Source organism: Pseudomonas asturiensis, assembly GCF_900143095.1.
In the GTDB taxonomy this organism is placed as follows: domain Bacteria; phylum Pseudomonadota; class Gammaproteobacteria; order Pseudomonadales; family Pseudomonadaceae; genus Aquipseudomonas; species Aquipseudomonas asturiensis.
On sequence record NZ_FRDA01000001.1, the window covers coordinates 223,897 to 246,603 of the forward strand.

Genomic DNA, 22,707 nt, shown 5'->3' on the forward strand with positions numbered 1-22,707 from the left:
TAGCGACAACCCTAATAGGAGTCAATCATGAGCACTGCAACCCCTTACAACCGTTTGAACAAAGACGACGCCGTGGTTCTGCTGGTCGATCATCAGACCGGCCTGATTTCGCTGGTGCAGGATTTTTCCCCCAATGAGTTCAAGAACAACGTGCTGGCATTGGGCGACCTGGCCAAGTTCTTTGGTCTGCCGACCATCCTGACCACCAGTTTTGAGAACGGTCCCAATGGTCCGCTGGTGCCTGAACTCAAGGAAATGTTCCCCGACGCGCCTTACATTCCGCGCCCCGGCCAGATCAATGCATGGGACAACGAGGAATTCGTCGCAGCGGTCAAGAAGACTGGGCGCAAGCAGTTGATCATCGCCGGTGTGGTGACGGACGTTTGTGTTGCATTCCCGACCCTGTGCGCACTGGCTGAAGGTTTCGAAGTATTTGTGGTAACCGATGCCTCCGGCACGTTCAACGAGACTGTCCAGAAAGCGGCCTGGGCGCGTATGAGCGCGGCGGGTGCGCAACTGGTCAACTGGTTCTCGGTGGCCTGCGAGCTGCAGATTGACTGGCGCAACGACATGGAAGGCCTGGCGAACCTGCTGTCGCAGCGTATTCCGAACTACCGCAACCTGATGAACAGCTACAGCGCTTTTACCGCTCGCTAAACCCTCATCCATAACCCCCGCGCATCAATGGCTCAGTGACCAAACGGTCACTGAGCCATTTTTCTGTTCTTGTCGGACAATTATGTAGTGCCTGAAAAATATCACTACATAATGATTGACGCCCCCGGTTTCCTTTTGCATTATGCAGCTGTCTCCCTGATCGGGAGCGCCGCAAAGATGTATTGAACAGGCTCGGCAAGCCGTCGAGATGTTCCCGGATGTAGGCTGCCCACAAGGCAGATTGATGAAGCTGACCTGGCATGATCGTCGATACGGGCGAGAAGCTGGCGAAACGTCCTCATGATGCTTGTGGCTGATCAATCAATGATCATCAGGCTTTTGAGTTTCGCGACTTCTTCTCTCTTCGATGACGCTGCCATGTAGTGGCTTTGCATCAAGGCTACCTGCACTTCCTTGAGGGCTGGATCTGTATTCGACGAACACGACATCGTGTTTCGTGCTGAATCGTCTGGCACATGAACTTGATGTATCAACCATTGAACTGCTTACGAGCGAAGGAGCATCAACATGAACATGAACCAGCAGCCGAATATTGATGAACTGGCTCGTCTGTTTGCCGCCCGCAAAGACACGCTTGATAACCATATTGCATGGATTGCCGATTCCGGCGAAGTTCATGTAGACCCCATGACACCGCACACGCAGGACGATGAGTTCCGCGAGGCTCACCCTGAGCTGCGCGCCGCGCTGGGCATGTTCCGCCGGGGCCTGGGCTACGTTGGCAAGAAGGCGGCCGCTGATCGTGCCTACATGGAAAGTACCCTGCAGGCGCTCAAGACCGAATGGCATAACAGTCGCCGTCAAGCACACAGTCGAGTCGCTTGATACGGTCGAGGCGTTAGTGCGTATGTTTCAATAACGTTTTGTTGCCTGTCACGACAGTCTGCCTCCATGTCAAACATGCAGGCAGACTTTTTACGATCGCGCCTTTTTAATAAGTCGTTTTGTTTTAATAAGTCGTTTTGTTATACATGATTAAGTACCCAGGGGTAGCGACTTTAAACAGTGCGTCTATGCTGTCTGAGTGCGTGTGTTGTTCATTATCGACGTTTATCGATATTGACCGTTGCCAGCCCAGGTCTCGTTTAAAGTCGCCTGCTGTCTGATGACTGGCTGCGCATTAAATCTCTTAAAGCGGTGCACTCATTGGAGTCTGTGTATCGGTTTTGATAACGGACTGTTTCAAAATTGAAAAAAAGATTGTCGTATTGTTGTACAAAGCGATTTGACTGGTATAGATTTTTAGCCATGAGTCAGCGCGTATGGCGCTGTTTTTGCCGGTTCCGGTATAGACCACACCGCTGACTCACCTCATTTACACCCGTCGGTGCCCATATCGACGGGATCTGCCAGAGGCTGACAATGGTTGCGCCGAGATGGTTGTTGGTCCTGCTGCTGATCAGCGGTGGTGCTCAGGCCAACTGGCGTGAAGCCCTGCCTGATGCGCAGGTCGTTGGCTCCGGCGAACTGACCTTGTTCGGATTTCGAATCTATTCAGCCAGGCTGCTCAGTCCTGCGAAACCCTTCGTGGTCGATGCGCCAATGGCGCTTGAACTCACCTATCACCGGGCCATCGACCGGGAAGATCTGGTCGATGCCAGCATCGATGAAATCAAGCGTATCTCCGGCTCTGCTGTCACCGCCGAACAACTCACGGCGTGGCGTCGGCAGATGGAGCAGTCATTTGTCGACGTGCAGCCGGGCATGAAAATCACCGGTGTTTATGTCCCAGGACGCGAAGCGCGGTTTTATGTAGGTGAGAAACTGCAGCATGTCGTGCCTGATAGCGCCTTCGCCAAGGCATTCTTTCTCATCTGGCTCGACCCGAAAACCCGTAATCCGGAGCTCAGGGAACGTCTGCTGGGCAAGGCAGAATCTTGAAAATTCATGGAGGGCTCATGCTCAGAAAGTGGTTGTTAGCGCTCTGTCTCGGATCGCTTCTCGCGGGCTGTGGCGGCGTCCCCGTCAGCCATTACAGCCAGGAAACGCCGAAGCTCGACCTTCGTGAATACTTCAGCGGCCGCGTTGAAGCCTGGGGCATGTTTCAGAAACGCTCGGGCGAAGTGACCAAACGCTTTCACGTGATCATCAACGGCCACAGCGAGGGCGAAGTGCTGGTGATGCATGAGGCGTTCAGCTACAGCGACGGCACCCAGCAGGTTCGCGAATGGCGCTTGCGTCCGGACGGACCGGGGCGCTGGACGGGCACAGCCGGTGATGTGGTCGGCGTGGCCGCGGGAGAGGTCTCAGGCAACAGCTTTCACTGGCGTTATGTGCTGAGACTGCCGGTGGACGGCACCGAGTATGACGTCAGCCTGGACGACTGGATGTACCTGATCGACAAGCAGACCATGGCCAACCGTTCATCCATGACCAAACTGGGTGTCGAGGTCGGGCAGGTCACCTTGTTTTTCCGCAAACAGGACGTCGCTAAATAGCGATGAACCGGCGTTAGCCGCCGGTCATGTTCATGAAGCGCACCACCTGCACACCATCATCGTGGGTGAAGTTGTGGCTCCAGGGCTTGATCTGCATGGCGTCGATGATCGCCTTTTCCAGTTTGTGCGGCTGACCGGGGTTGGCTCGCAGTACAGCCTTGAGGTCTACCGAGTGCTCATTGCCCAGGCACAGCAGCAAGCGACCCTCCACCGTCAGGCGAACCCGGTTGCAGGTGCTGCAGAAGTTGTGACTGTGCGGCGAGATAAAACCGATGCGAATCCCGGGCGCTTCAGCCAGCCGCCAGTAACGTGACGGGCCTTGCGTGGAGTCGGTGGACGGCACGAGCGTATAGCGCTCTGCAATGCGCTCGCGAACCTGATCACTGGAGCAGAACGATTCAGCGCGGCTGTGCTCGCTGATGATGCCCAGCGGCATTTCTTCGATGAACGACACATCCAGATTGCGATCAATCGCGAAAGCCAGCAGGTCGTTGACCTCATGATCGTTACGGCCCTGCATCACCACGCAGTTGAGCTTGGTGTGAGTGAAACCTGCTGCGTTGGCGGCGTCGATACCGGCGATGACCTTGTTCAGGTCGCCGGTGCGGGTCAATTCACGAAAACGGGCCGGGTCCAGGCTGTCGAGGCTGATGTTCAGGCGCGTGACGCCTGCGTTGAACAGCGGACCAGCCAGCTTGTCCAGCTGCGAGCCATTGGTCGTCATGCACAGTTCACGAAGGCCGGGCAGGGCGGCGATTCGCTCACACAGGCCCACGACACCGGCGCGCACCAGCGGCTCGCCACCGGTCAGGCGTATCTTGCGCGTTCCCAGCGCCACGAAGCGTTCGGCAACCTGCAGGATTTCTTCAAGCGAAAGAATCTGTTGACGAGGCAGAAACGTCATCTCTTCGGCCATGCAATACACGCAGCGGAAATCGCACCGGTCGGTTACCGACATGCGCAGATAGTCGACTTTGCGGGCAAAGCGGTCCATCAGGACGGGTTCTGACATTTCACCTTCTTACGTGATCGATCAATGAATGGGTTGCCCGATTTGGACGCCAACGCACTGAAGGAGTTTGATTTATTCAGGATCATAGTGCAGACCCATAGTAGCGACAGGTCACGACGATTGCACTGGCTTCATGCCATCCACGCTACCGAGTCGAAATGCCGCAGTCCAATCGCTTGTTCCAATGGTCTCATCGAGTTGCTCTATGGCAGCACTCTCTGCCGTTATTCTGGAGCCGTATTGGCCCGGGAACTGCGTTCATAGCGCTCCAGCAGCGGCTGGATACTGATGCCATGCAGCAGAATGCTCAGCGCGACGACTGACAAGTTCATGCCAATCACCAGATGACCGACGTCGTCAGACAGCCCATGGGACAGCGCAAAACACAGGTAATACAGGCTGCCGATACCGCGTATGCCGAACCAGCCCACCAGCGCTTTCTGGCTATTGTTGAGCAGCCGTTTGCTGATCAGAAACCACACGCTCACTGGCCGAATGACGCAGAACAGCGCCAGCCCCAGACCGATGGCGCGCCAGTCCCAATAAACTGCCAACGCTGCGCCCAGCAGTGTGATCAGCAGCACTTCCATTGCCCGCTCGACCAGGCTGCCAAACGCCAACATGTCGCCCATCATGACCCCGGCGGCCAGTTGCGAATCGCTCAGCTCTTCGGCTTCGGCCACGGTGCCTTTTTCAAGCGAACCGGTCATGTGGCCGAGCACGGGCTGCGCAACGTGTTCAGAAGGCACTTCTGAGCGGGTGACGCGTGCTTCCGCCTGACGCAGACCGACGCCTGCTGCGAACACCGATAGAAACCCGAAGGCATCTACGCTTTGCGCCACGACGTAGGACAGCGCGATCAGCGCCAGCGCCAGATAGTCGTTGGGCGAGGAGGTGCTGTCGGCATTTCGGATACGCAGGAAAATCATCAGATGCCCGACGCCCCGGCCCATGCCGTAACCAATCAGCAGACCGGCAGGCACCGCCCAGATCAGATGCTTGAGAAACCACAACTGCAGCCAGTCTGTGGTGGTCTCTCCAGAACTCAGGTACAGCAGCGCGAAAATCACGAAGGGGAACGCTGTTCCGTCGTTCAGCCCGGCTTCACCGGACAGGCCGAAGCGCAGACGGTCCTGATCCTGTGCGTTGTTCACTTGCACCATTCCCGCGAGCACCGGATCTGTCGGCGAAAGCACAGCGCCCAGCAGCAATGCGATTCCCCACGTCAGGCCGAACAGGTAGTGGGCGGCGATGGACACGCCTGCAATCGATGCCAGCATTACCGGCCCTGCCAGCCAATAGGCTGCATGCCAGGCCTTGCAGTGCAGCGGCAGGCGCAACTTGATGCCGGTGCTGAACAACGAAAACAGCACCGCGGCTTCGGTCAGGCGTTCAAGCCATTCATAGGACTCCTTGAAGTCCAGATCCAGTACACCCAGCCCCATCGGGCCGATGCCGAAGCCAAAAGCCAGGCACAACGCCGACGTGGTGACCGGCATCCAGCGAAGGTAGGAAGACGTCAATGCCAACAGCATCAACAGCGCGCCGAGCACGCTCATGCAAATGATGAAACTCATAATGGGGAAGTCGCCGTGAAAGCGCCTTGAAAAGAGGGCGTTACCTTGGGACTGCCGTTAGGGGAAATAAGTTGAAATAATTTGTTAACGAATAGATGAGCGTGCTGCTCGCTGATCGTTCTTGTGTGCCGCGCCCATCGTTCTACACAAGTCTTGCTGCAACCAACGAACTGTGGGAGGCGGCTTGCCGGCGATGCTTTTTCTGAAGCGAAACATCAGCGACTGAACTGACGCCATCGCCGGCAAGCCGCCTCCCACGGGGTATGCATTCAGCTAGACACCCTCGTTTAGGCCCCGTTTTGCGCGTCCTGCGGGCTTGTGTATAACGCTGAGCGTAGAGCGCCGGCACGATCAGTGTCGCGGCCGGCTCATCATGCTGCGTCAGTCGAGACTATCGCTCGATACTGCGACTCCAGCGGGCGTTCCACTCCGGACGAATCTGGTTCACCTGATCCCAATCGATGGTCACAGCGGTTTCCAGATACCTGTTCATCGCCTCGACCTGACTGCGGGTCTTGTCAGTGGTCGGGGTTTTCGGGTTGGACGGAATCTGATCACCGAATTCCAGCGCCGGGGCCTGTGCTTCAGGTGTCAGCAGATAAGCCGCGAGCTTTTGTGCCAGCTCAGGCTGGGTATTGTTGGCAATGGTGCATTCGGCCACGTTCAAGACCACCGCACCTTCCTTGGGTGCGGCGTATTCCACCGGCACGCCCTTGATCTTCAAGGCGGTCACCTGAGTCGGTGTCAGCGGGAACAGCGCGGCTTCGTCGGTCTGCACCATCTCGGAAATCTTCGCCGAGCTTGCGATGTATTCCAGCACGTTCGGGCCGACGGTTTTCGGCCACGCCTTGAAGCCTGGCTCGACATCCTTCTCGCTGCCGCCCTGAATGCGGTTGAACATCAAAAAGCCATGCAGGCCGAAGGTCGACGAGGCCAGCGACTGAAACACCACCTTGTCCTTAAAGCGCTTGTCCGCCAGGTCCATCCAGGAGGTGGGAGCAGCCCAGCCTTTTTCCTTGAACATGCGCGTGTTGTAAGCCAGCCCCGTGACGCCAAGGCTGACGGCTGCTGCCTGTTCCTTGATCTTTGCCTTGGCCGGCAGATCGCTCAGCGCCGCACTGGGCTGCAGGCTGTCGCACAGGCCCATGGAAATCGCTCGATACATGATGCCGTCGTCGAGAAACATGACGTGCATCTGCGGGTTGTCCTTGCTGGCCTGAACCTTGGCCAGGATATCGGCCGATGTGCCGGGCACGATGACAACTTTCACGTTGTTGGCCTTCTCGAAGGCGGGCAGCACCTGATCGGCGTACAGGCGTTCCATCGTTCCGCCGTTCATGCCCAGATAGAGTGTGGTCTCGGCACTGGCGGGCATGGACGTGAGCAAAGCCGCCAGGGGCAGGCAAGACAGACCGGTTAGGGCGACACGTTTGGCAATGTTCATAAAGGCGACCTTCCTCTGTGCAATGGGATGACGTTCGAAACGGGTTCAGGGACAGTGCGGGGTGTGGCGATCAGGTTTGAGTCTGTGAGCAAATCGGGTTGTTCGGACCGGAATCGGCCGACTGAAAACGCGTCCAGCGGTATCGACGACCGACCGGCGCAGACCCACTCGGCCAGCGCTTCGCCCGCCGCCGGACCGATCTGGAATCCGGCTCCTGCAAAACCGAAGCCGTGCAGCAGGCCTGGTTGCGTCAGGCTGGGGCCAAGCACTGGCTCACGATCCGGCAGATAGCCTTCGGTGCCGCTCCAGGTGCGGATGGCCTGAGCGCCTTTGAGCGGCGGGTACAGTTCGACGGCGTTGCGCAGAATGTCGAGCACGGCAGCCTGACCCGGTCGCGCACGCGCCGGATCGAGCGCAAAGCCCTGACCGCCGCCCAGTACGCAGTTGCCTCGTGCCACCTGGCGCGCGTAAATGCCGCCGCCTTCCACGCCCGTGCTGACGTCCATGAACATCGGCAATGGCTCGGTCACCAGCATGGCCGGGTGCCCGGAATACATGGGCACCGGTTCGTTGAACTGCGCCGCCAGTTGCCCGGCCCAGGCACCCGCGCAGTTGAGTAGCCATGGCGCGCGCAGTTTCAAGCCGTTAAGGGTTTCGACGATGAAAGCATGTCCGTCATGGCTGACCTGCGTCACCTGCGCCTGCTCGAAGACCTGAGCGCCAGCCAGACGTGCAGCGCGCGCAAAGGCGGGCGACACCAGACGCGGGTTGGCGTGTCCGTCATCGGCGCACAGCGAGGCCCCGACCGCGACATCGCCGGCCCAGGGAAACCGTGCGCGCAGTTGAGCCCGATCCAGCAACTGCAAGTCCAGCCCGAAGCCCTGGCTGGCCTGCGCATACGCTCGCAGCGCATCCATATCCTGATCACTGCGAGCCAGTTTCAGATGCCCGGAGCGCTGGTATTCGCCATCAATGCCGATCAGGTCTGGCAGGCTGCCCCAGATCTGATGCGCACGTTGAGACAGTGGCAACTGCGAAAGTGGACGACCCTGACGTCGAACGCCGCCGTAGTTCACGCCGCTGGAGTGTGAGCCGCAGAAATCGCGTTCCAGCAACGCCACGCGCTTACCTTTGCGTGCCAGCACCAGCGCCGCCGAGGCTCCGACAATGCCGCCGCCGATGATCAGCGCGTCGGTTTCGATCAGCGTACTCATGGCTGCGCCTCCAGGCCGAATGGAATCGGCTTGATTGGCGATTGCCCGCGCAGACGACCGACCTGCTGCACCGGGCGACCGCTCTCACAGGCGACCAGCTCGGCCGCGGCCAGACCGCACATCCGGCCCTGACAGCGTCCCATGCCGACCCGGCACATGGCTTTGACGCGATTCATTTCCCAATGGCCGTCCTGCACCGTGCGGCGGATATCGCCTGCACTGACTTCCTCGCAGCGGCAGATCAGCGTTTCGTCGGGCACGAGAGTCGCCCAGTCGTCCGGGAACGGGAAAGCGGTTTCCAGTCCGTGACGAAAGCGCTCGATGCGCTTGAGCTGTGCGTTCAGGCTGTCGACACGATGCTCATCCACCTGAAGGGCGCAGTCTTGCAGCAGGCTCAACGCGGCCAGTTCGCCAGCCATTTCAGCCGCATCGGCCCCCATGATTCCGGCACCGTCGCCCGCCAGATACACCTGCGCCACGCTGCTACGCCCGGCCTCGTCGCGAACCGGCAGCCAGGCGCGGTTCAGAGGACTCCAGTCGAAGGCGCAGCCGATCAGATCGGCGAGTTGGGTTTCGCTGCGCAGTGCATGGGCGAAGGCCACGGCGTCGCAGTCCAGATGGTGGCTCTGACCATTGCGCGTCCAGTTTACGCCCGCGACCCGTTGCTCACCGTCGATACGCGTCAAGTGCGCACCTTGATGCACCGGGATGCCATGCGCTGTCAGCCAGGCGCGGTAATACAGGCCCTTGGCAAGGGTCGCGGGCTGGCGAAGCAGGGCGGGAAGGGCGCGGCACTGTGCGGAAAACGGTGCGCTGTCCAGTACGGCCAATACCTTGGCACCGGCCTTGGCATATTGATAGGCGACCAGATACAACAACGGCCCGCTGCCACAGAACACCACGCGCTCACCAATGGCGCAGCCCTGATATTTCAGCGAGATCTGCGCTGCGCCCAGGCTGTAAGCGCCCGGCAGGGTCCACCCGGGTACAGGCAGAATCCGGTCGGTCGCGCCTGTGGCCACGACCAGGTGCGTGTAATCGACATGCCCGCAACGGCCATCCTGCAAGGTGTCGAGGCGTCCTGCTTCAGCGTTCCAGACCAGCGTGCGGGGCCGATAGTCGATGCGGCTGGTCAATGCATCCAGCGTCTGATGGACGGCCACGGCCTTGTTCGCTTCGAAGCCGTAGAGGTCGTTTGGCAAGCGCTTGAAGTTTTCAGGCTGGCGACGGTAGATCTGTCCACCGCCACGCAGGCCCTCGTCGATCAGACACGCCTTGATGCCATGAGCCAGGAGCGTCTGCGCAGCCCGGATGCCTGCCGGCCCGGCGCCGATGATCACCACCTTCTCGTTGCTCACGATTGCGGTTCCTCGGAAAAACGCCGTCCCGCTTCGCGGCTGACCGTCTGGCCAGCCTCCAGAAGCGTCGAGCAGGCACGCACCCGCTGACCATCGCCCAGACGAACCCAGCAATCCTGGCACGCACCCATCATGCAGAAGCCTGCACGCGGCTCGGCGCTGAAGTCGCTGCCGCGCAAGTGATCACTGGCCGTGAGTACCGCTGTCAGCAATGTATCGCCGAGCAGGCCCGTGGCTGGCTGTCCATCAAGCGTGAAGCGCAAAGCCGGACGTTCCTGTTCGGCGAGTCGTTTAAGCAGTGCCATTAATATGCTCCAGCCCCGTAATCAGTGTTTGCCAACCAGCACGCGGTCCAGCCCATAGACCCGGTCGAGCAGGATCATGGTGGCCGCCGTAAGTGCGATGACCAGCGCCGACACGGCCGCCATCATCGGGTCGATGGATTCGGTGGCGTAGACGTACATGCGCACCGGCAGGGTCTGTGTGGCGGGGGAGGTGACGAAGATCGACAAGGTCACCTCGTCGAAACTGTTGATGAACGCCAGCAGCCAGCCGCCCGCAACACCGGGCAGAATCATCGGCAGGGTGATCTGGCGAAACAGCGTGAAGCGGCTGGCACCGAGCGATTCGGCAGCGTGTTCGGCACTGCGATCAATACCGATGGCCGCCGCCAGCACCAGCCGTAATACGTAAGGCGTGATCACCAGCACGTGAGCGAAGATCAGCCACGTGAAGCTGCCGTTGACGCCCATCAGGGCGAACAGGCGCAGCATCGCGACCCCCAGCACCAGGTGCGGAATGATGATCGGTGACAGAAACAGGGCGTTGAAAAAGTTGCGTCCCGGAAAAGTGTGCCGGGTGATTGCCAGGGCTGCGGGCACTGCAATCAGGGTCGCCAGCGTGGCCGAGATAAAGGCCAGTATCAGGCTGTTATAGAACGAGTCGATGAAGTCCGCCCGTTCGAACACCGCCTTGAACCAACGCAATGAGAAGTCTGTGGTGGGCAGGCTCAGGGTGTTTTCCGGGGTGAACGCCACCAGGCAGACGACCACCAGCGGCGCCATCATGAACACCACGACCAACGCATGAAACGACAGGGCCAGAGGACCGTTCTTGGACATGAATCATTCCCCCAGGGATTTCTTGTAGCGGCCTTCGATCATGCGGTTCCACGACAGCATCACCAGCAGGTTCACCAGTAACAGCGCCACGGCCAGCGTCGCACCCATCGGCCAGTTGAGTTCCGACAGGTACTGGTCGTAGATCACCGTTGCGACCATTTTCAGGCGTCTGCCGCCGAGCAGGCCGGGAATGGCGAACGAGCTGGCGGCGAGACCAAAGACGATCAGCGAACCGGACAGCACGCCGGGCATGACCTGCGGCAACACGATCAGGCGCATCACTTTGGCCTGACTGGCGCCCAGCGACAGCGCGGCCTGCTCTGCCGTCGGGTCAAGCTTCTGCAGCGAAGTCCAGACCGGAATGATCATGAACGGCAACATGACGTGGACCAGCGCGATGATCACCGCGAACGGCGTATACAGCAGCTTGACAGGGCGTCCGCCCATGGCCTGGATGCCCTGATTGATCAGCCCGTCTGCGCCCAGCAACAGGCTCCAGCCAAACGCCCGGACCACCACTGAGATCAGCAGCGGGGTGAGGATCAGAATCAGAAAGATCGAACGCCACGGCGTGCCCATGCGGCTCAGGATGTAGGCCTCGGGCACACCGATTACCACGCAGAGCAGGGTTACGAGCGCGCTGATCCAGAAGGTGCGCAGAAAGATCTCGTAGAAGTAGCTGTCGGTGAGTACCGCGCCGTAGTTGTCCAGCGTGTAGCTGTCGCTTTTGACGCCCACCTGATAGTCGAACACGTTGAACGACAACAGCAGCGTCAGGCCCAGTGGCAATACCAGCAAGCCTATGTAAAGCGCCAGCGCAGGCGCTGACAGCCAGTAACCGCGCCCGCCCTGACGCATCTGGGTCAGCAGGCTCATGCGCTTACCTCGCCGGCGTCCAGCACGCGCAGCAGCTCGGACGACCAGTCCAGGCCGACCGCCGCACCTTTTTCCAGTGGCGCCTGACCGTCATTACGGCGCACGACGGTCAATTCACCGACGCCGGTCTGAATGCTGTACAGCCATTGGCTGCCGAGAAAATAACGGGTGACGACGCGCCCTGACAGACGCCCGCAGCCCGGCGCAACCAGATCAATCTTTTCCGGCCGCAGGCTGAGGGTTAACGCCCCTTCGCCCGGCAACTGGCGTAGTTGCGGTACGCCGCTGCCGTCCAGATCGCCCTGCAACAGGTTGGCCTTGCCCACGAAACCGGAAATGAAGCGCGTGCGCGGGTGCTCGTAGAGTGTGTAGGGTTCATCGATCTGGGTGATACGCCCGGCCTGCATGACGACCACCCGGTCACTGATCGACAACGCTTCGGCCTGGTCATGAGTGACCATCAGCGTGGTGATGCGCACTTCGTTCTGAATACGGCGAATCTCGAATTGCATTTCTTCGCGCAGGTTGGCGTCCAGGTTGGACAGCGGTTCGTCGAGCAGCAGCACCGGCGGCTCGATCACCAGCGCTCGTGCCAGCGCCACACGCTGACGCTGTCCTCCTGACAATTCACGCGGGTAGCGCTCGGCGTGTTGATCAAGGCGCACCAGCTTGAGGACCTTGCTGACCCTGCTCTGGAGCTCGGCAGTTGGCACCTTGCGCATGCGCAGGCCGAACGCGACGTTGTCGGCGACCGTCATGTGGGGGAACAGCGCGTAACTCTGAAAGACCACGCCCAGGCCACGGCTGCTGGGTTTGGCGTGAGTAATGTCGCGCCCGTCGAGCACGATGCGTCCGTCACTGACGTCGACGAAGCCTGCGATCATCTGCAAGGTGGTGGTTTTACCGCAACCGGACGGGCCCAGCAGCGAGACGAACTCGCCCTTGTCCACGTTCAGGTTGGTCGCGACAACGGCGTCTATCGAGCCGTAGCGTTTGGAGAGACCTTCGAGCTGCAGAAATGCCATGCCTGCTTCCACCTTCTATACATGCGCGCCGGGGCACGCGTTTGTCATGGGCAGATGCGAAGTGAAGTCATGCAGCTATGGACGTTGGTGCTCGATCTGGGTCGGCTACCGGTGATTGTTCAAATCGCCCCTGTGGACTGAGAGTAGGACGAAGGCTAGGATGCACTCAATGGGCAATTTCACTGAGCAACATCTTTTTTCGTATTAATTCATCAGGTGGAATTCAATGTGATTAATGGCATACAAGATTCCACTGATCGGAATAGTGAGCCGAAGGATGTCGGCGTCGGTGCCGTCTCGCGGCTGTTCGCGGTACTGCGTTGTCTGGGCGAATGCGACGAAGGCGGCGAGCGGGTCACTCAACTGGCGCAGCGCGTCGGTCTGTCTCAGCCCACCACACATCGTCTGCTGCGTAGCCTGATGGACGAGGGCATGGTCGAGCAGGACCTGCTCAGCAAACGCTATCGACTGAGCATCGAGTTCTTCGCGTTGGCCGCCAAGGCAGGCAACACAGGCAATCTGCGCGATCTGGTCAGGCCCAGCCTGTTGCGCCTGTCCGCATCGCTTGGGGATTCACTGTTTTTGCTGGCGCGCAGTGGCTTTGACGCGATCTGTCTGGATCGCAGTGAGGGGCCGTATCCGATTCGCACCTTTACCGGCGATATCGGCGGACGCGTTGCTTTGGGGGTGGGGCAGGGCAGTCTGGCGATTCTCGCCTTCCTGCCCGAAGACGAGCGCGAAACGGTGATCGCCTACAACCTGCCCAGACTCAAGGACTTCCATCTGTATGACGAAGTCTTTCTGCGCTCGGAAGTCGAGAACGTGAGGCGTCTCGGTTATGCAGCGCGTAACACGGGCGCATTGCCTGGCATGGCTGGTCTTGCGGTACCGATCCTGGACCGCAATGGCCGTGCGGTGGCGGCGCTCAGCGTGGCGACCATCAGCGACCGTCTGGGCCCGGATCGTCTGCTGACCGTCGTAGAATTGCTCAAGCGTGAGGCAACGGCAGTCAGTGCCCGGATCAATCCGTTCGACCCGTCCCTGAGACGACCAAGTCAGGTGTTCGGGCAGGTGGAGTAGCCCGAAAAAAGGGCCGGGTGGTTATCCACTGCGCGACGTCTGTTGCGCCGGCAGTCCCGTCCATAGCGCGTCAAGATGCTTGAAACCCCAGTGTTTTGCGCACTCGCGGCCGACGATCCGCTCAGGTTCGTCGGCCATCGACAGGTCGATCAGCCTCTGCTCGATAGGGACTTTGCGCAGCGCCGAGTAGAACACCTTGACCTTGGGCGTGAGCAGGGAAGTCGGGTTCTGCTCCACAACGACGCCGAGGTTGCCGCTTTGCAGGCGAACCAGTGAACCGACCGGATAGATGCCGACACATTTGACGAAGGCATGAAAGACCTTCTCGTCGAACGCCCCGACCCACCCGGCCATCCTGCCGATCGACTCGGCCGGGCCCTGGCCGGGCTGGTGCGGGCGCTCTGAGGTCATTGCGTCATACACATCGCAGATCGCACCCATGCGGGCAAACAGGCTGATCTGCGAGCCCGCCAGTTTATCCGGGTAGCCGGAGCCATCGTAACGTTCGTGGTGATGCAGACAGACATCGAGTATCCGCTCACTGAACTGATTATTGAGGCCCAACAGCCTGACACCGTTGGCAGGATGGCTGCGTATGACGGCCAGTTCTTCTTCACTCAATGTGCCCGTTTTGCCCAGAATGGCTTTGGGTATGTCGAGTTTGCCGATGTCCAGCAGCAGACCCGCCATGCCGGCCTCACTGACCAGCTTGTCGGGCAACGCCAGTTGACGGGCCAGGCCAATCATCAGGGCGCATACCGCTAGAGAATGCAGGTACGTGTACTCGTCCGCACCCTTCAGGCGCGCCATGCCCAGCAAGGCGTCCGGATGGCGGGACAGTGAGTCCGAGACCTCGGTGACCAGATCGCGGATCGCATCAAGCTCGGCAATCCGGCCCATGCGCACGTCAGTGATCAGGCGCGTCACCACGGCTTTGGCGCGGCGGCACAATGCAAGCGCACTCTGGACTTCTTCCGACAGTGGCACAGGCCCTTGCGGCACCTGGGGTCGCGGGTGCGCCGTTTGCTCGGGTGCGAGCAGCAAGCTGCGGCTCAGGTCTATCGACAGCCAACCGACGCCGGTCTCACGGATGCGCTGCAGATCGCCTTCGTGCCTGAGCAGAAAGCTCTTGCTCAGAAAATGCTGCTGCGCCTGCAGATCGCACAATTCATGGACGTACATGCCGAGGCGAAGCTCGGCCATTGGAATACGTTTCAGCACAGAAACCACCCATCATGACGGGATAGGGATGGGCAGAACCGTCGTTCCCTGAGTGTTCCGACCCGCCGGTCAAACAGAAAATCTGGACACCAGTCGATTCAGATCCACGGCAAGCCTGGACAGCTCCTGACTGGCCGTCGAGGTCTGGCTGGCGGCGGAGGAACTGATTACGGAAAGATCACGAATGCTCACCAGATTTTCATCCACCGACCGTGCAACGTGGGCTTGCTGTTCCGAGGCCGTGGCAATCATCATGTTGCGCTCGTTGATCTGGGTGATCGACGTGGTGATTTCCTTGATCGCCACACCGGCCTGCTGGGCTATCAACAATGTGGCATCGGTTTCTTCGTTACTCTGTTTCATCGACTGGACGGCTTCGGTCGAATTCTTCTGAATGCTCTGAATCATCTGCTCGATTTCCTGAGTCGAGGTCTGGGTGCGATGGGCCAGCGCCCGGACTTCGTCTGCCACCACGGCAAAACCGCGACCCTGCTCGCCGGCACGGGCCGCCTCGATGGCTGCGTTGAGTGCCAGCAGGTTGGTCTGTTCGGCAATGGCACGGATGACGTCCACGACCTTGGCGATGCTTTGCGCCTGATGGGCCAGGCCCTCCACCTCAGTGCCGGTACGATCGACCGTAGCACTGAGTTTTTCGAGTGCGCCAATCGTCTGGCTCACGCAGTCCTGACCGGTTTGCGCAGAGCGCTCGGAAGTCTGGGTAGAAGCCGATGCCGCGACTGCATTTCGTGCGACTTCCTCGATGGCTGCAGTCATCTGATTGACCGCCGTGGCGGCCTGTTCGGTTTCCATCGTCTGGCGCTGAATGCCGCGTGTGGAGTCTTGGGTAATGGCGCTCATTTCCTCGGCGGCAGACGCCAACTGACCGGACGACTCGGAGATGTGCTGAAGGGTGGTCTTGAGACTCGCCTGCATGGCCGCCGTTGCCGTTTGCAGCTCGGTCAGTTCATCGCGGCCGTTGATGGCAACGGTGGTACGCAAGTCACCTTCAGCAATTTTTTGAGTGGACGCCAGCAGGGCTTTTACGGGCAGGGTAATGCTGCGAATAAAGAGCGTGGCCACAATCAGGGTGATGACGACGGCCGCCACGATGAATGCGATGGTCATCGTCAGGCCGCTTTTAAATTCCTGATCCGCGACTTGGCCCGACTGTTCGGCGCCTTTCATATTCACTTCGATCAGCGTTTCGATAGAACTTTGCAATGCCTTCGCTTGCGGGCTGGTGGTGTCACGAATGAACGCGAATAATTCGCTGTTGGATTTGACTTTACTCAGTTCGACCAGCTCATCAATCTTGCCAATGTACGCTTGCGCGTCGTTCTTGACTTTTCTATAAGCCTGTTCTTCTTCGGGACTGGAGACCATCGCTGCGTAAGTGTCGGTGGCCTGCAGCAAGTTCTTTTTGAGGCCGTTCAATTTGTTGACGGACTCGGCTGACTGCCGGTCTTCATCCATGACGAAGCGTCGGGCGTCGAGCCGGTACACCAGACCCGCGGACTCGATACGACCAGCCTGCCTGACACTGGGCAGCCAGTCGTGTTGTAGCTGGACGACCGAGTCGTGAATGCCGTTCATCTTGTTCAGTGCAACCCCGCCAAGGCCTGCAAGCAGAAGGCAGACAATGCCGAAACTGAGGAGCGCCCTGAGGTGTATACCGATGCTTCTTATTGTCATTGTTGGATCCCCTTATTTCGTCACTCCACGGCATTGGGGCTGTAACTTATGGCGTGACTGATATCACTTTAGCGGCGTGTACATAAAAAACTATAGGGGGCGGATAAATATTTATTAAAGTTAAGTGGACGCACTGTAGTGTCGGGCTATTCACGAATAGTCCGACTTTTTGTTTGGGTTGCTTGCGTATATAAGTTGAAGTATTGACGCCAGTTTTCAGTTGTTTTAAACGATCGATTCAATACTGTTGTCTGGCATTGAATCGATCATCTTGCGCTCAGGCCCAACCGGAACGGCTCAAGCCTTCGGCCTTGAAGATCAGCGCCTTAAGTCCACCCTCTGCATGGGCGTCCGGGAACTCGGGCGGGTTGTCCAGACGCTGCGCGTAGCGCAGGCAGGGCGCTTCGGTTGCCGTGTGCCTGATCAGAAAATCAGCGCCAAGCGCCGGATCGTTCATGCAAGCCAGCACCATGCCGTCTTCCTCTAGCAATTCCGGCAGGCGCCGCAGGACGCGCTGGTAATCCTTGTCGAGCATGAAGCTGCCTCTCTGGAAAGAGGGCGGGTCGACGATGATCAGGTCGTAAGGACCGGAGCGTGTCACCTTGGCCCAGGATTTGAACAGGTCGTGGCCCAGAAAGGTCACGCGGCTTAAGTCATGCCCGTTGAGACGATGGTTTTCGCGCCCGCGATTGAGTGCCCCGCGGGCCATGTCCAGATTCACCACGTGGTCGGCACCACCGGCAATGGCGGCAACTGAAAAGCCGCAGGTGTAGGCGAACAGATTGAGAATGCGCTTGCCTCCGGCCTGTGCCTGCACCCATTCACGACCGTAACGCATGTCGAGAAACAGGCCGCTGTTCTGCTTCTTGCCGAAATCGACCTTGTAGCGAAGTCCATTTTCGCTGATGACCCACTCGTCAATATGTTCGCCGGTCAGCCACTGGGTCGTGCTTTGTGGCAGATAGCGATGTTGCAACAACAGGGTGTGTGCGCCGCTGTGCTGCCATTGTGGCGTTTCGATCAGTTCCATCAGCAGCCGTTGCAGGTCCGCCAGTTCGGATTCCTGCGGTTGCTTGAACAGCGACACCAGCACCACGCCTTGCATCCAGTCGACCGTGATCTGTTCCAGCCCTGGCCATACGCGGCCACGGCCATGAAACAGCCGGCGGGTTTCGGTCGGGACATTGCTCAAGGCATCGAGCAGGTGCTGTTGCAGGGTGGCGAGCGCTTCGGAATTCATGAGCAGGGTCGGTCAGGAAAAAGGCGCGTATGGTAAACCTATTTGCGTCGATGCGAACGCGTGTGATCGGGCGGTGGTGAGCGTGTTCTGTCAGCGTGGCATATAAGAGCGCTGCCACTGATGAGGAATGGCCAGCGATACGACCCCCAGCACTGCAGCGAGGGCACCGCTGATCAACAACGCGCTCAAGCCCAACTGACGTTCGATGAGCGCGCCGATGACCGCACCCAGAAACATGCCGATCCAGGGAATCAACTGAGTCTGCCAGCCGTGCTTGCGTTCACCCAGCAACCAGCGCCCCAGGCCGCGCCCGAACCGGGACAGTGCGCCGGTTACGTAGGTCAGGCCGACAGACTGGCCGTTGACCTGTTCAACAGCGGCATTGAGCATGCCCATGGCCAGGATCGCCCAGACCAGTGCCAGCAGATTCTTTTCCATCGGCCAGGCGGCGGCCGCGCACAGCAGGGTCGCCACACTGAGTAGCAACGGCAGGGCGCGATGCTTGCCCAGTCGTGCAAGAACAACGCCCAGCACGTTGCCTGCGATGAAGACCACGATGGCCAGGGTCAGGCGAGCGGTCGTGTTCAGATCGCCTTCGCCCATCGCTACCGCGAGCCGAGTGGTGTTGCCGCTCATGAACGAGACAAAGTCACCCGTCGCCATGAAACCGATAGCGTCGGTCATGCCTGCCAACACCGAAAGACTGGCGGCCAGTGTCATGCCGATCCGGTCGCGGCGTCTCTGTAAGGCCAGGTATCGAATCCTGGCGGGGGTGTGGGCTGATGGCATTGATCGCTCGCTCTGAAGCGCTAAGTCGAATAGACCGTCCCGAAGCGGGAGTCAGGCGTTCACAGCGGCTTCGCGCGCACAATCCTCTTGGCCTTGACCTCGTCGGCATAGGCCTTGAGCTGATCGGCATCGCTGTAAAGGCGATTGACCATCTGCAGAATCGAGGTGACGTCGACGTCTTTCATCTGAGAGGCGAGTTTGAGAATTTCTTCTGCGGTGTTTTCAAGGTTGGTGGCCGTGCCCTTGAGGTGCTTTTTCAGCTCTTGGGTCGACTTGTTGAGCGCCATGAGGTGTCCTGTAAGCAATCGTTGAATTCCATACCCCGAGCATGGCTTTTTCTGTCAGCACAAGCAATCCGGCATCGCGAGTTGTGCAGGTGTACCTGAACAAAAAGTGCAAGGATTGAGCCCGTACTGACACAGCCCGGGCCTGTTCCATGGGTTGTGCTAGATCCGGGAACCATGCGTGGCGCGTTCGACGGAACTCAGAATGCGTTTGATCCTGAGCCACTCCAGGCGTGCCTGCGCGTAGCGCTCGTCCGCCTCTTTACGGGTCGCAGAAAAGTCGGCCCATAGCTGCGGTGACAGCGTGTCTCTGCGCAGCAGTGAGTAAGCACGCTCATTGAGCGCGTCCGCTTCGAAGAACAAGGCGTTGGTTCGCGTGACGGCCTGATTCCATGTCAGGCCAGTGAGGTCTTTGAACGTGTCGTCAATCATGCTGAGCTCCCTTTTGATCCGAAGGGGCTGGCGGCTGTTCAGCGTAGCAGCCCCTTGCCGCGGGTTTCCTTGCGAAACCCGGGATCGTTTCCGGTCAGGACGACTGCTCGCTCATCTGCGACGTCCACGAACAGGGATGCTTGCATCAAAAGGTCCGGCGTTGAACCCGCAATCAGTGCCGGACGATGAGCGGTCTGGCAGCAGTGCTCCGATTATCAAGGCCTGAAGCACCTTCAATCGTCGCGGGTCAGGACTTCCAACAGCTCTATCTCAAAGCTCAAATCGGAACCCGGCTGAATGTGGGCGCCCATGCTCCGGTCGCCATACGCCAGATGAGCCGGCACGAACAGTTTGCGCCGTCCGCCTACTTTCATGCCCATCAAGCCCTGATCCCAGCCCTTGATGACCCGCCCGGTGCCGATCACGCACTGGAAAGGCTTGCCGCGCTCATGCGAGGAATCGAATACCGTGCCATCTTGCAGCGTTCCGGTGTAATGGGTGGTGATCAAGGCACCCTTGACCACGGCCTTGCCATCGCCAAGGTGCAGGTCAGTGATCTGTAATTCATTGCTCATCGGCTGGCCTTCTATTGAAAGTGCGGGGTGCTTTCTCGCAGAAATGGCGACCCCTGACAAGCGAACAGAAACGCAAACGGGGAAGCGCTGGCTTCCCCGTTCGGTCTGTCAGTCATGGACGCTCAAAGATTCTGCGAGCTGACCACCATGGCCTGAGCGATATTTTCTTTCTGTTCCTGAGTAAAGCCGTCCCAGACGTTGACCTTCGCGTAGTAACCCAGACCGGCCAGGCAGTAGAGGCTCAGGGTCAGGATGATGACGACCGAAACGAAGGTCCAGCGGCCCTCGTCATTTTCACGGGTGAAGTCGCGCGAGTCGCTGCTGTGCGAACCGCGAGACAGCAGGCCGGAAGACAGACGTTTGAACCATTGGAACAGGTGGACAACAACAATACGCAGCATGGGGAATGATCCTCAAATGTCAGAAAACGGTTCGACCGGGACGCTACGGTGAGCGTCTGATACAAAAGCTGAAAACGAAAAAAGCCCGTCTATGACGGGCTTTCTTTTTATGATTCTGGTCAAGTGTCAGTCGGATTCGACAGCGGCAGGTGTCTGCTTTTCGATTCCGGGCATCAATGACGTTATGGCAACATTTTAAAACAAATTGATGATCGTCAGCTACCGCGAATCCTGCGTTGTCAGACAACTGGTCATGAATCAGGGTGCGACAAAACGTCGCCCGGCATGACGTTGGCGATGGCGCTCAATCAATTCCCGGTCAACTCTTGTAATACTTATTCGGCGCGCTAAACCAATCTGTGTATTGTACGATCATCGCCCGCATTCAATTTCAGGACCGTATGAACACCCTCCAGGAACCTCCGAGTTGTTTTCCTTCATCAGCCATTGGCTGGCCAGTGACCTCTTGTTCATATGGCGCACCTCCCTTTCTTTCCAGCGTTTCAACCCTCCGTTTACCTCGTATCGTCGCTGATGAATCTTTGGCAGCTACGGTCGTGTCTGCTCGTCACCTTCTTCAAGTTCTAGAGGCTGAATAATTCCCATGGAATGGATTGCTGATCCAACGGCATGGCTTGGCCTGCTGACGCTGATCGTTCTGGAACTGGTACTGGGTATCGATAACCTGGTGTTCATCGCTATTCTGGCTGACAAACTTCCGCCCGAACAGCGCGACAAGGCGCGGGTGATCGGTCTGTCGCTGGCCTTGATCATGCGACTTGGCCTGCTGGCCAGTATTTCCTGGATGGTGACACTGACCGAGCCGCTTTTCGACGTGTTCGGCAAGACGTTCTCCGGTCGTGACCTGATCATGTTGTTCGGTGGTATTTTCCTGCTGTTCAAAGCCACCATGGAGTTGCACGAGCGACTCGAAGGGCATGTCAGTCAAAAAGCAGCCAATGCAGGCTATGCGTTGTTCTGGCCTATCGTGGCGCAGATCGTCGTACTGGATGCGGTGTTCTCGCTGGACGCGGTGATCACGGCTGTGGGTATGGTCGAGCACCTGTCGGTGATGATGATTGCCGTGATCTTCTCCATCGGCCTGATGCTGATAGCCAGCAAACCGCTGACCAAATTCGTCAACAGTCGCCCTACCGTCATCATGCTGTGCCTGGGCTTTTTGATGATGATCGGCTTCAGCCTGACCGCGGAAGGCCTGGGTTTCCATATCCCCAAAGGCTATCTGTATGCGGCCATCGGCTTCTCGATCCTGATCGAGGTGTTCAACCAGATCGCCCGCAAGCGCAGCAAGAAGTCCAACCATGGTCATCTTCCCCGTCGCGAGCGCGCAGCCCATGCTGTCATGCGATTGCTGGGCGGTCGCCGGTTGGAGTCTGGTGATGTCGACGAGGAAATCATCGACATGATGGAAGGCGAAAGTGCCGGGCCGGTGTTCGACCGCCGTGAGCGCGTGATGATCAGCGGTGTCCTGCAATTGGCAGAACGCCCGATTCGTACGGTCATGACGCCACGCGCCGAGATCGACTACATCGACCTGAACGACGACGCTGACAAGATCCGCCTGAAACTGATGCACTCCTCGTACTCGCGTCTGCCGCTGATCGGCGAAGGCGGTATCGACGAGCCGTTGGGCTTCGTGCACAAGAAGGAACTGCTCAAGGAGCTGTTGTCCGGCAACGAGCCTGATCTGAGGCTGCTGTCACGCAAGGCCATCAACCTGCTTGAGAACTTCACGATCCTCAATGCACTGGAGCAGATGCGCAAGGAGTCGACCCACATTGCGTTCGTGGTCAATGAGTTCGGTGATTTCATCGGTGTGTTGAGCATGACCGATATCCTGGAATCGATTGCCGGCCAGTTGCCAGATGCCAGTGAGGTCGAAGGTCCGGACATCGTGGCGCAGGGTGATGACTTCATCGTGTCGGGTGCCCTGAACCTGAGCCTGATCCGCGAACGGACCGGCTTTCAGGCCCAGGCCACCGACGATTACCAGACGCTGGCCGGCCTGGTCATGAGTCTGCTGGACCGCTTGCCGACGACGGGCGACAGCCTCAATTGGCAGGGTTGGGACCTTAAAGTGGTGGGCGTTGAAGAGCGTCGTGTTACCCGGGTGTTGTTGCAACGGCAGCCCGAAGCAAGCACGGGCAAGTAGCGACATGCAGTGACAACGAAAACGGGCCGGAAGGCCCGTTTTTCGTGGGGTTACGGTTGGTCGTCCGATCACAGGCG

General features: G+C 58.9%; 23 protein-coding genes. 6 read left to right on the forward strand and 17 right to left on the reverse strand.

Annotated elements, in window-relative coordinates; all coding sequences use genetic code 11:
- Window positions 1-27 precede the first annotated feature (27 nt).
- From ycaC to BUB69_RS01195, 4 genes are all read left to right on the forward strand, one after another.
- Window positions 28-657 carry an isochorismate family cysteine hydrolase YcaC gene (ycaC, locus tag BUB69_RS01180; RefSeq protein ID WP_073161897.1) on the forward strand — a complete coding sequence of 210 codons (630 nt, stop codon included), beginning with the start codon at window positions 28-30 and terminating at the stop codon, window positions 655-657.
- A 528-nt stretch (window positions 658-1,185) separates the two neighbouring features.
- The gene (locus BUB69_RS01185) at window positions 1,186-1,503 is read left to right on the forward strand and encodes a hypothetical protein (RefSeq protein ID WP_073161898.1); all 318 of its coding nucleotides are present in this window, start codon (window positions 1,186-1,188) and stop codon (window positions 1,501-1,503) included.
- Between the two features lie 537 nt (window positions 1,504-2,040).
- The gene (locus BUB69_RS01190; protein ID WP_073161899.1) at window positions 2,041-2,559 is read left to right on the forward strand and encodes a chalcone isomerase family protein; all 519 of its coding nucleotides are present in this window, start codon (window positions 2,041-2,043) and stop codon (window positions 2,557-2,559) included.
- A gap of 17 nt (window positions 2,560-2,576) precedes the next feature.
- Entirely contained in the window at window positions 2,577-3,116 is a 540-nt protein-coding gene (locus tag BUB69_RS01195; RefSeq protein WP_073161900.1) for a DUF3833 domain-containing protein, read from the forward strand.
- A 13-nt stretch (window positions 3,117-3,129) separates the two neighbouring features.
- Here BUB69_RS01195 and moaA read toward each other — a convergent pair whose 3' ends face one another.
- The 9 genes from moaA to BUB69_RS01240 all read right to left on the reverse strand — a co-directional run bounded on the left by moaA (window position 3,130) and on the right by BUB69_RS01240 (window position 12,743).
- Window positions 3,130-4,128: a GTP 3',8-cyclase MoaA gene (gene moaA, locus BUB69_RS01200; protein ID WP_073161901.1), complete on the reverse strand. Its 999-nt coding sequence runs from the start codon at window positions 4,126-4,128 to the stop codon at window positions 3,130-3,132.
- Between the two features lie 224 nt (window positions 4,129-4,352).
- Window positions 4,353-5,705: a cation:proton antiporter gene (locus BUB69_RS01205; protein ID WP_073161902.1), complete on the reverse strand. Its 1,353-nt coding sequence runs from the start codon at window positions 5,703-5,705 to the stop codon at window positions 4,353-4,355.
- Between the two features lie 391 nt (window positions 5,706-6,096).
- On the reverse strand, window positions 6,097-7,149 hold the full coding sequence (locus tag BUB69_RS01210) for an ABC transporter substrate-binding protein (RefSeq protein ID WP_073161903.1): 1,053 nt from the start codon (window positions 7,147-7,149) through the stop codon (window positions 6,097-6,099).
- The gene (locus BUB69_RS01215; RefSeq protein WP_073161904.1) at window positions 7,146-8,363 is read right to left on the reverse strand and encodes an NAD(P)/FAD-dependent oxidoreductase; all 1,218 of its coding nucleotides are present in this window, start codon (window positions 8,361-8,363) and stop codon (window positions 7,146-7,148) included. The genes BUB69_RS01210 and BUB69_RS01215 overlap by 4 nt, the downstream gene beginning before the upstream one ends.
- Window positions 8,360-9,721, reverse strand: coding sequence for an FAD/NAD(P)-dependent oxidoreductase (locus BUB69_RS01220; RefSeq protein ID WP_073161905.1), 1,362 nt, complete (start codon window positions 9,719-9,721; stop codon window positions 8,360-8,362). Before BUB69_RS01220 ends, BUB69_RS01215 begins: the two co-directional genes overlap by 4 nt.
- Window positions 9,718-10,026 carry a (2Fe-2S)-binding protein gene (locus BUB69_RS01225; protein ID WP_073161906.1) on the reverse strand — a complete coding sequence of 103 codons (309 nt, stop codon included), beginning with the start codon at window positions 10,024-10,026 and terminating at the stop codon, window positions 9,718-9,720. The genes BUB69_RS01220 and BUB69_RS01225 overlap by 4 nt, the downstream gene beginning before the upstream one ends.
- A 21-nt stretch (window positions 10,027-10,047) precedes the next feature.
- Window positions 10,048-10,842, reverse strand: a complete 795-nt coding sequence (locus BUB69_RS01230; protein ID WP_024685662.1) for an ABC transporter permease — start codon at window positions 10,840-10,842, stop codon at window positions 10,048-10,050.
- 3 nt (window positions 10,843-10,845) lie between these two features.
- Window positions 10,846-11,718 carry an ABC transporter permease gene (locus BUB69_RS01235; protein ID WP_073161907.1) on the reverse strand — a complete coding sequence of 291 codons (873 nt, stop codon included), beginning with the start codon at window positions 11,716-11,718 and terminating at the stop codon, window positions 10,846-10,848.
- Window positions 11,715-12,743: an ABC transporter ATP-binding protein gene (locus tag BUB69_RS01240; protein WP_073161908.1), complete on the reverse strand. Its 1,029-nt coding sequence runs from the start codon at window positions 12,741-12,743 to the stop codon at window positions 11,715-11,717. The genes BUB69_RS01235 and BUB69_RS01240 overlap by 4 nt, the downstream gene beginning before the upstream one ends.
- Window positions 12,744-12,983: 240 nt before the next feature.
- Here BUB69_RS01240 and BUB69_RS01245 point away from each other — a divergent pair, with 240 nt between their 5' ends.
- Window positions 12,984-13,823 (forward strand): IclR family transcriptional regulator, encoded by an 840-nt coding sequence (locus tag BUB69_RS01245; RefSeq protein ID WP_073162235.1) that lies wholly within the window; start codon window positions 12,984-12,986, stop codon window positions 13,821-13,823.
- Window positions 13,824-13,844: 21 nt separating this feature from the next.
- On the opposite strand, the gene BUB69_RS01250 is transcribed toward BUB69_RS01245, so the two are convergent.
- The 8 genes from BUB69_RS01250 to BUB69_RS01285 form a co-directional block, all read right to left on the reverse strand.
- Window positions 13,845-15,044 (reverse strand): cyclic di-GMP phosphodiesterase, encoded by a 1,200-nt coding sequence (locus BUB69_RS01250; protein WP_073161909.1) that lies wholly within the window; start codon window positions 15,042-15,044, stop codon window positions 13,845-13,847.
- Between the two features lie 69 nt (window positions 15,045-15,113).
- Complete coding sequence (locus BUB69_RS01255) at window positions 15,114-16,736, reverse strand: methyl-accepting chemotaxis protein (protein ID WP_073161910.1); 1,623 nt, start codon at window positions 16,734-16,736, stop codon at window positions 15,114-15,116.
- A 277-nt stretch (window positions 16,737-17,013) separates the two neighbouring features.
- Window positions 17,014-17,976, reverse strand: a complete 963-nt coding sequence (locus BUB69_RS01260; RefSeq protein WP_073161911.1) for a class I SAM-dependent methyltransferase — start codon at window positions 17,974-17,976, stop codon at window positions 17,014-17,016.
- Between the two features lie 90 nt (window positions 17,977-18,066).
- Window positions 18,067-18,765 carry a YoaK family protein gene (locus BUB69_RS01265; protein WP_141121801.1) on the reverse strand — a complete coding sequence of 233 codons (699 nt, stop codon included), beginning with the start codon at window positions 18,763-18,765 and terminating at the stop codon, window positions 18,067-18,069.
- A gap of 59 nt (window positions 18,766-18,824) precedes the next feature.
- On the reverse strand, window positions 18,825-19,052 hold the full coding sequence (locus BUB69_RS01270) for a hypothetical protein (RefSeq protein WP_073161913.1): 228 nt from the start codon (window positions 19,050-19,052) through the stop codon (window positions 18,825-18,827).
- Between the two features lie 159 nt (window positions 19,053-19,211).
- A complete protein-coding gene (locus tag BUB69_RS01275) occupies window positions 19,212-19,481 on the reverse strand; it encodes a hypothetical protein (protein WP_084537020.1) in 270 nt (89 codons plus the stop codon).
- A 233-nt stretch (window positions 19,482-19,714) separates the two neighbouring features.
- The gene (locus BUB69_RS01280) at window positions 19,715-20,056 is read right to left on the reverse strand and encodes an FKBP-type peptidyl-prolyl cis-trans isomerase (RefSeq protein WP_073161914.1); all 342 of its coding nucleotides are present in this window, start codon (window positions 20,054-20,056) and stop codon (window positions 19,715-19,717) included.
- A gap of 122 nt (window positions 20,057-20,178) precedes the next feature.
- A complete protein-coding gene (locus tag BUB69_RS01285; RefSeq protein ID WP_073161915.1) occupies window positions 20,179-20,457 on the reverse strand; it encodes a hypothetical protein in 279 nt (92 codons plus the stop codon).
- 604 nt (window positions 20,458-21,061) lie between these two features.
- On the opposite strand from BUB69_RS01285, the gene BUB69_RS01290 reads away from it, so the two are divergent.
- Window positions 21,062-22,630: a TerC family protein gene (locus tag BUB69_RS01290; RefSeq protein ID WP_073161916.1), complete on the forward strand. Its 1,569-nt coding sequence runs from the start codon at window positions 21,062-21,064 to the stop codon at window positions 22,628-22,630.
- The last annotated feature ends 77 nt before the right edge of the window (window positions 22,631-22,707 follow it).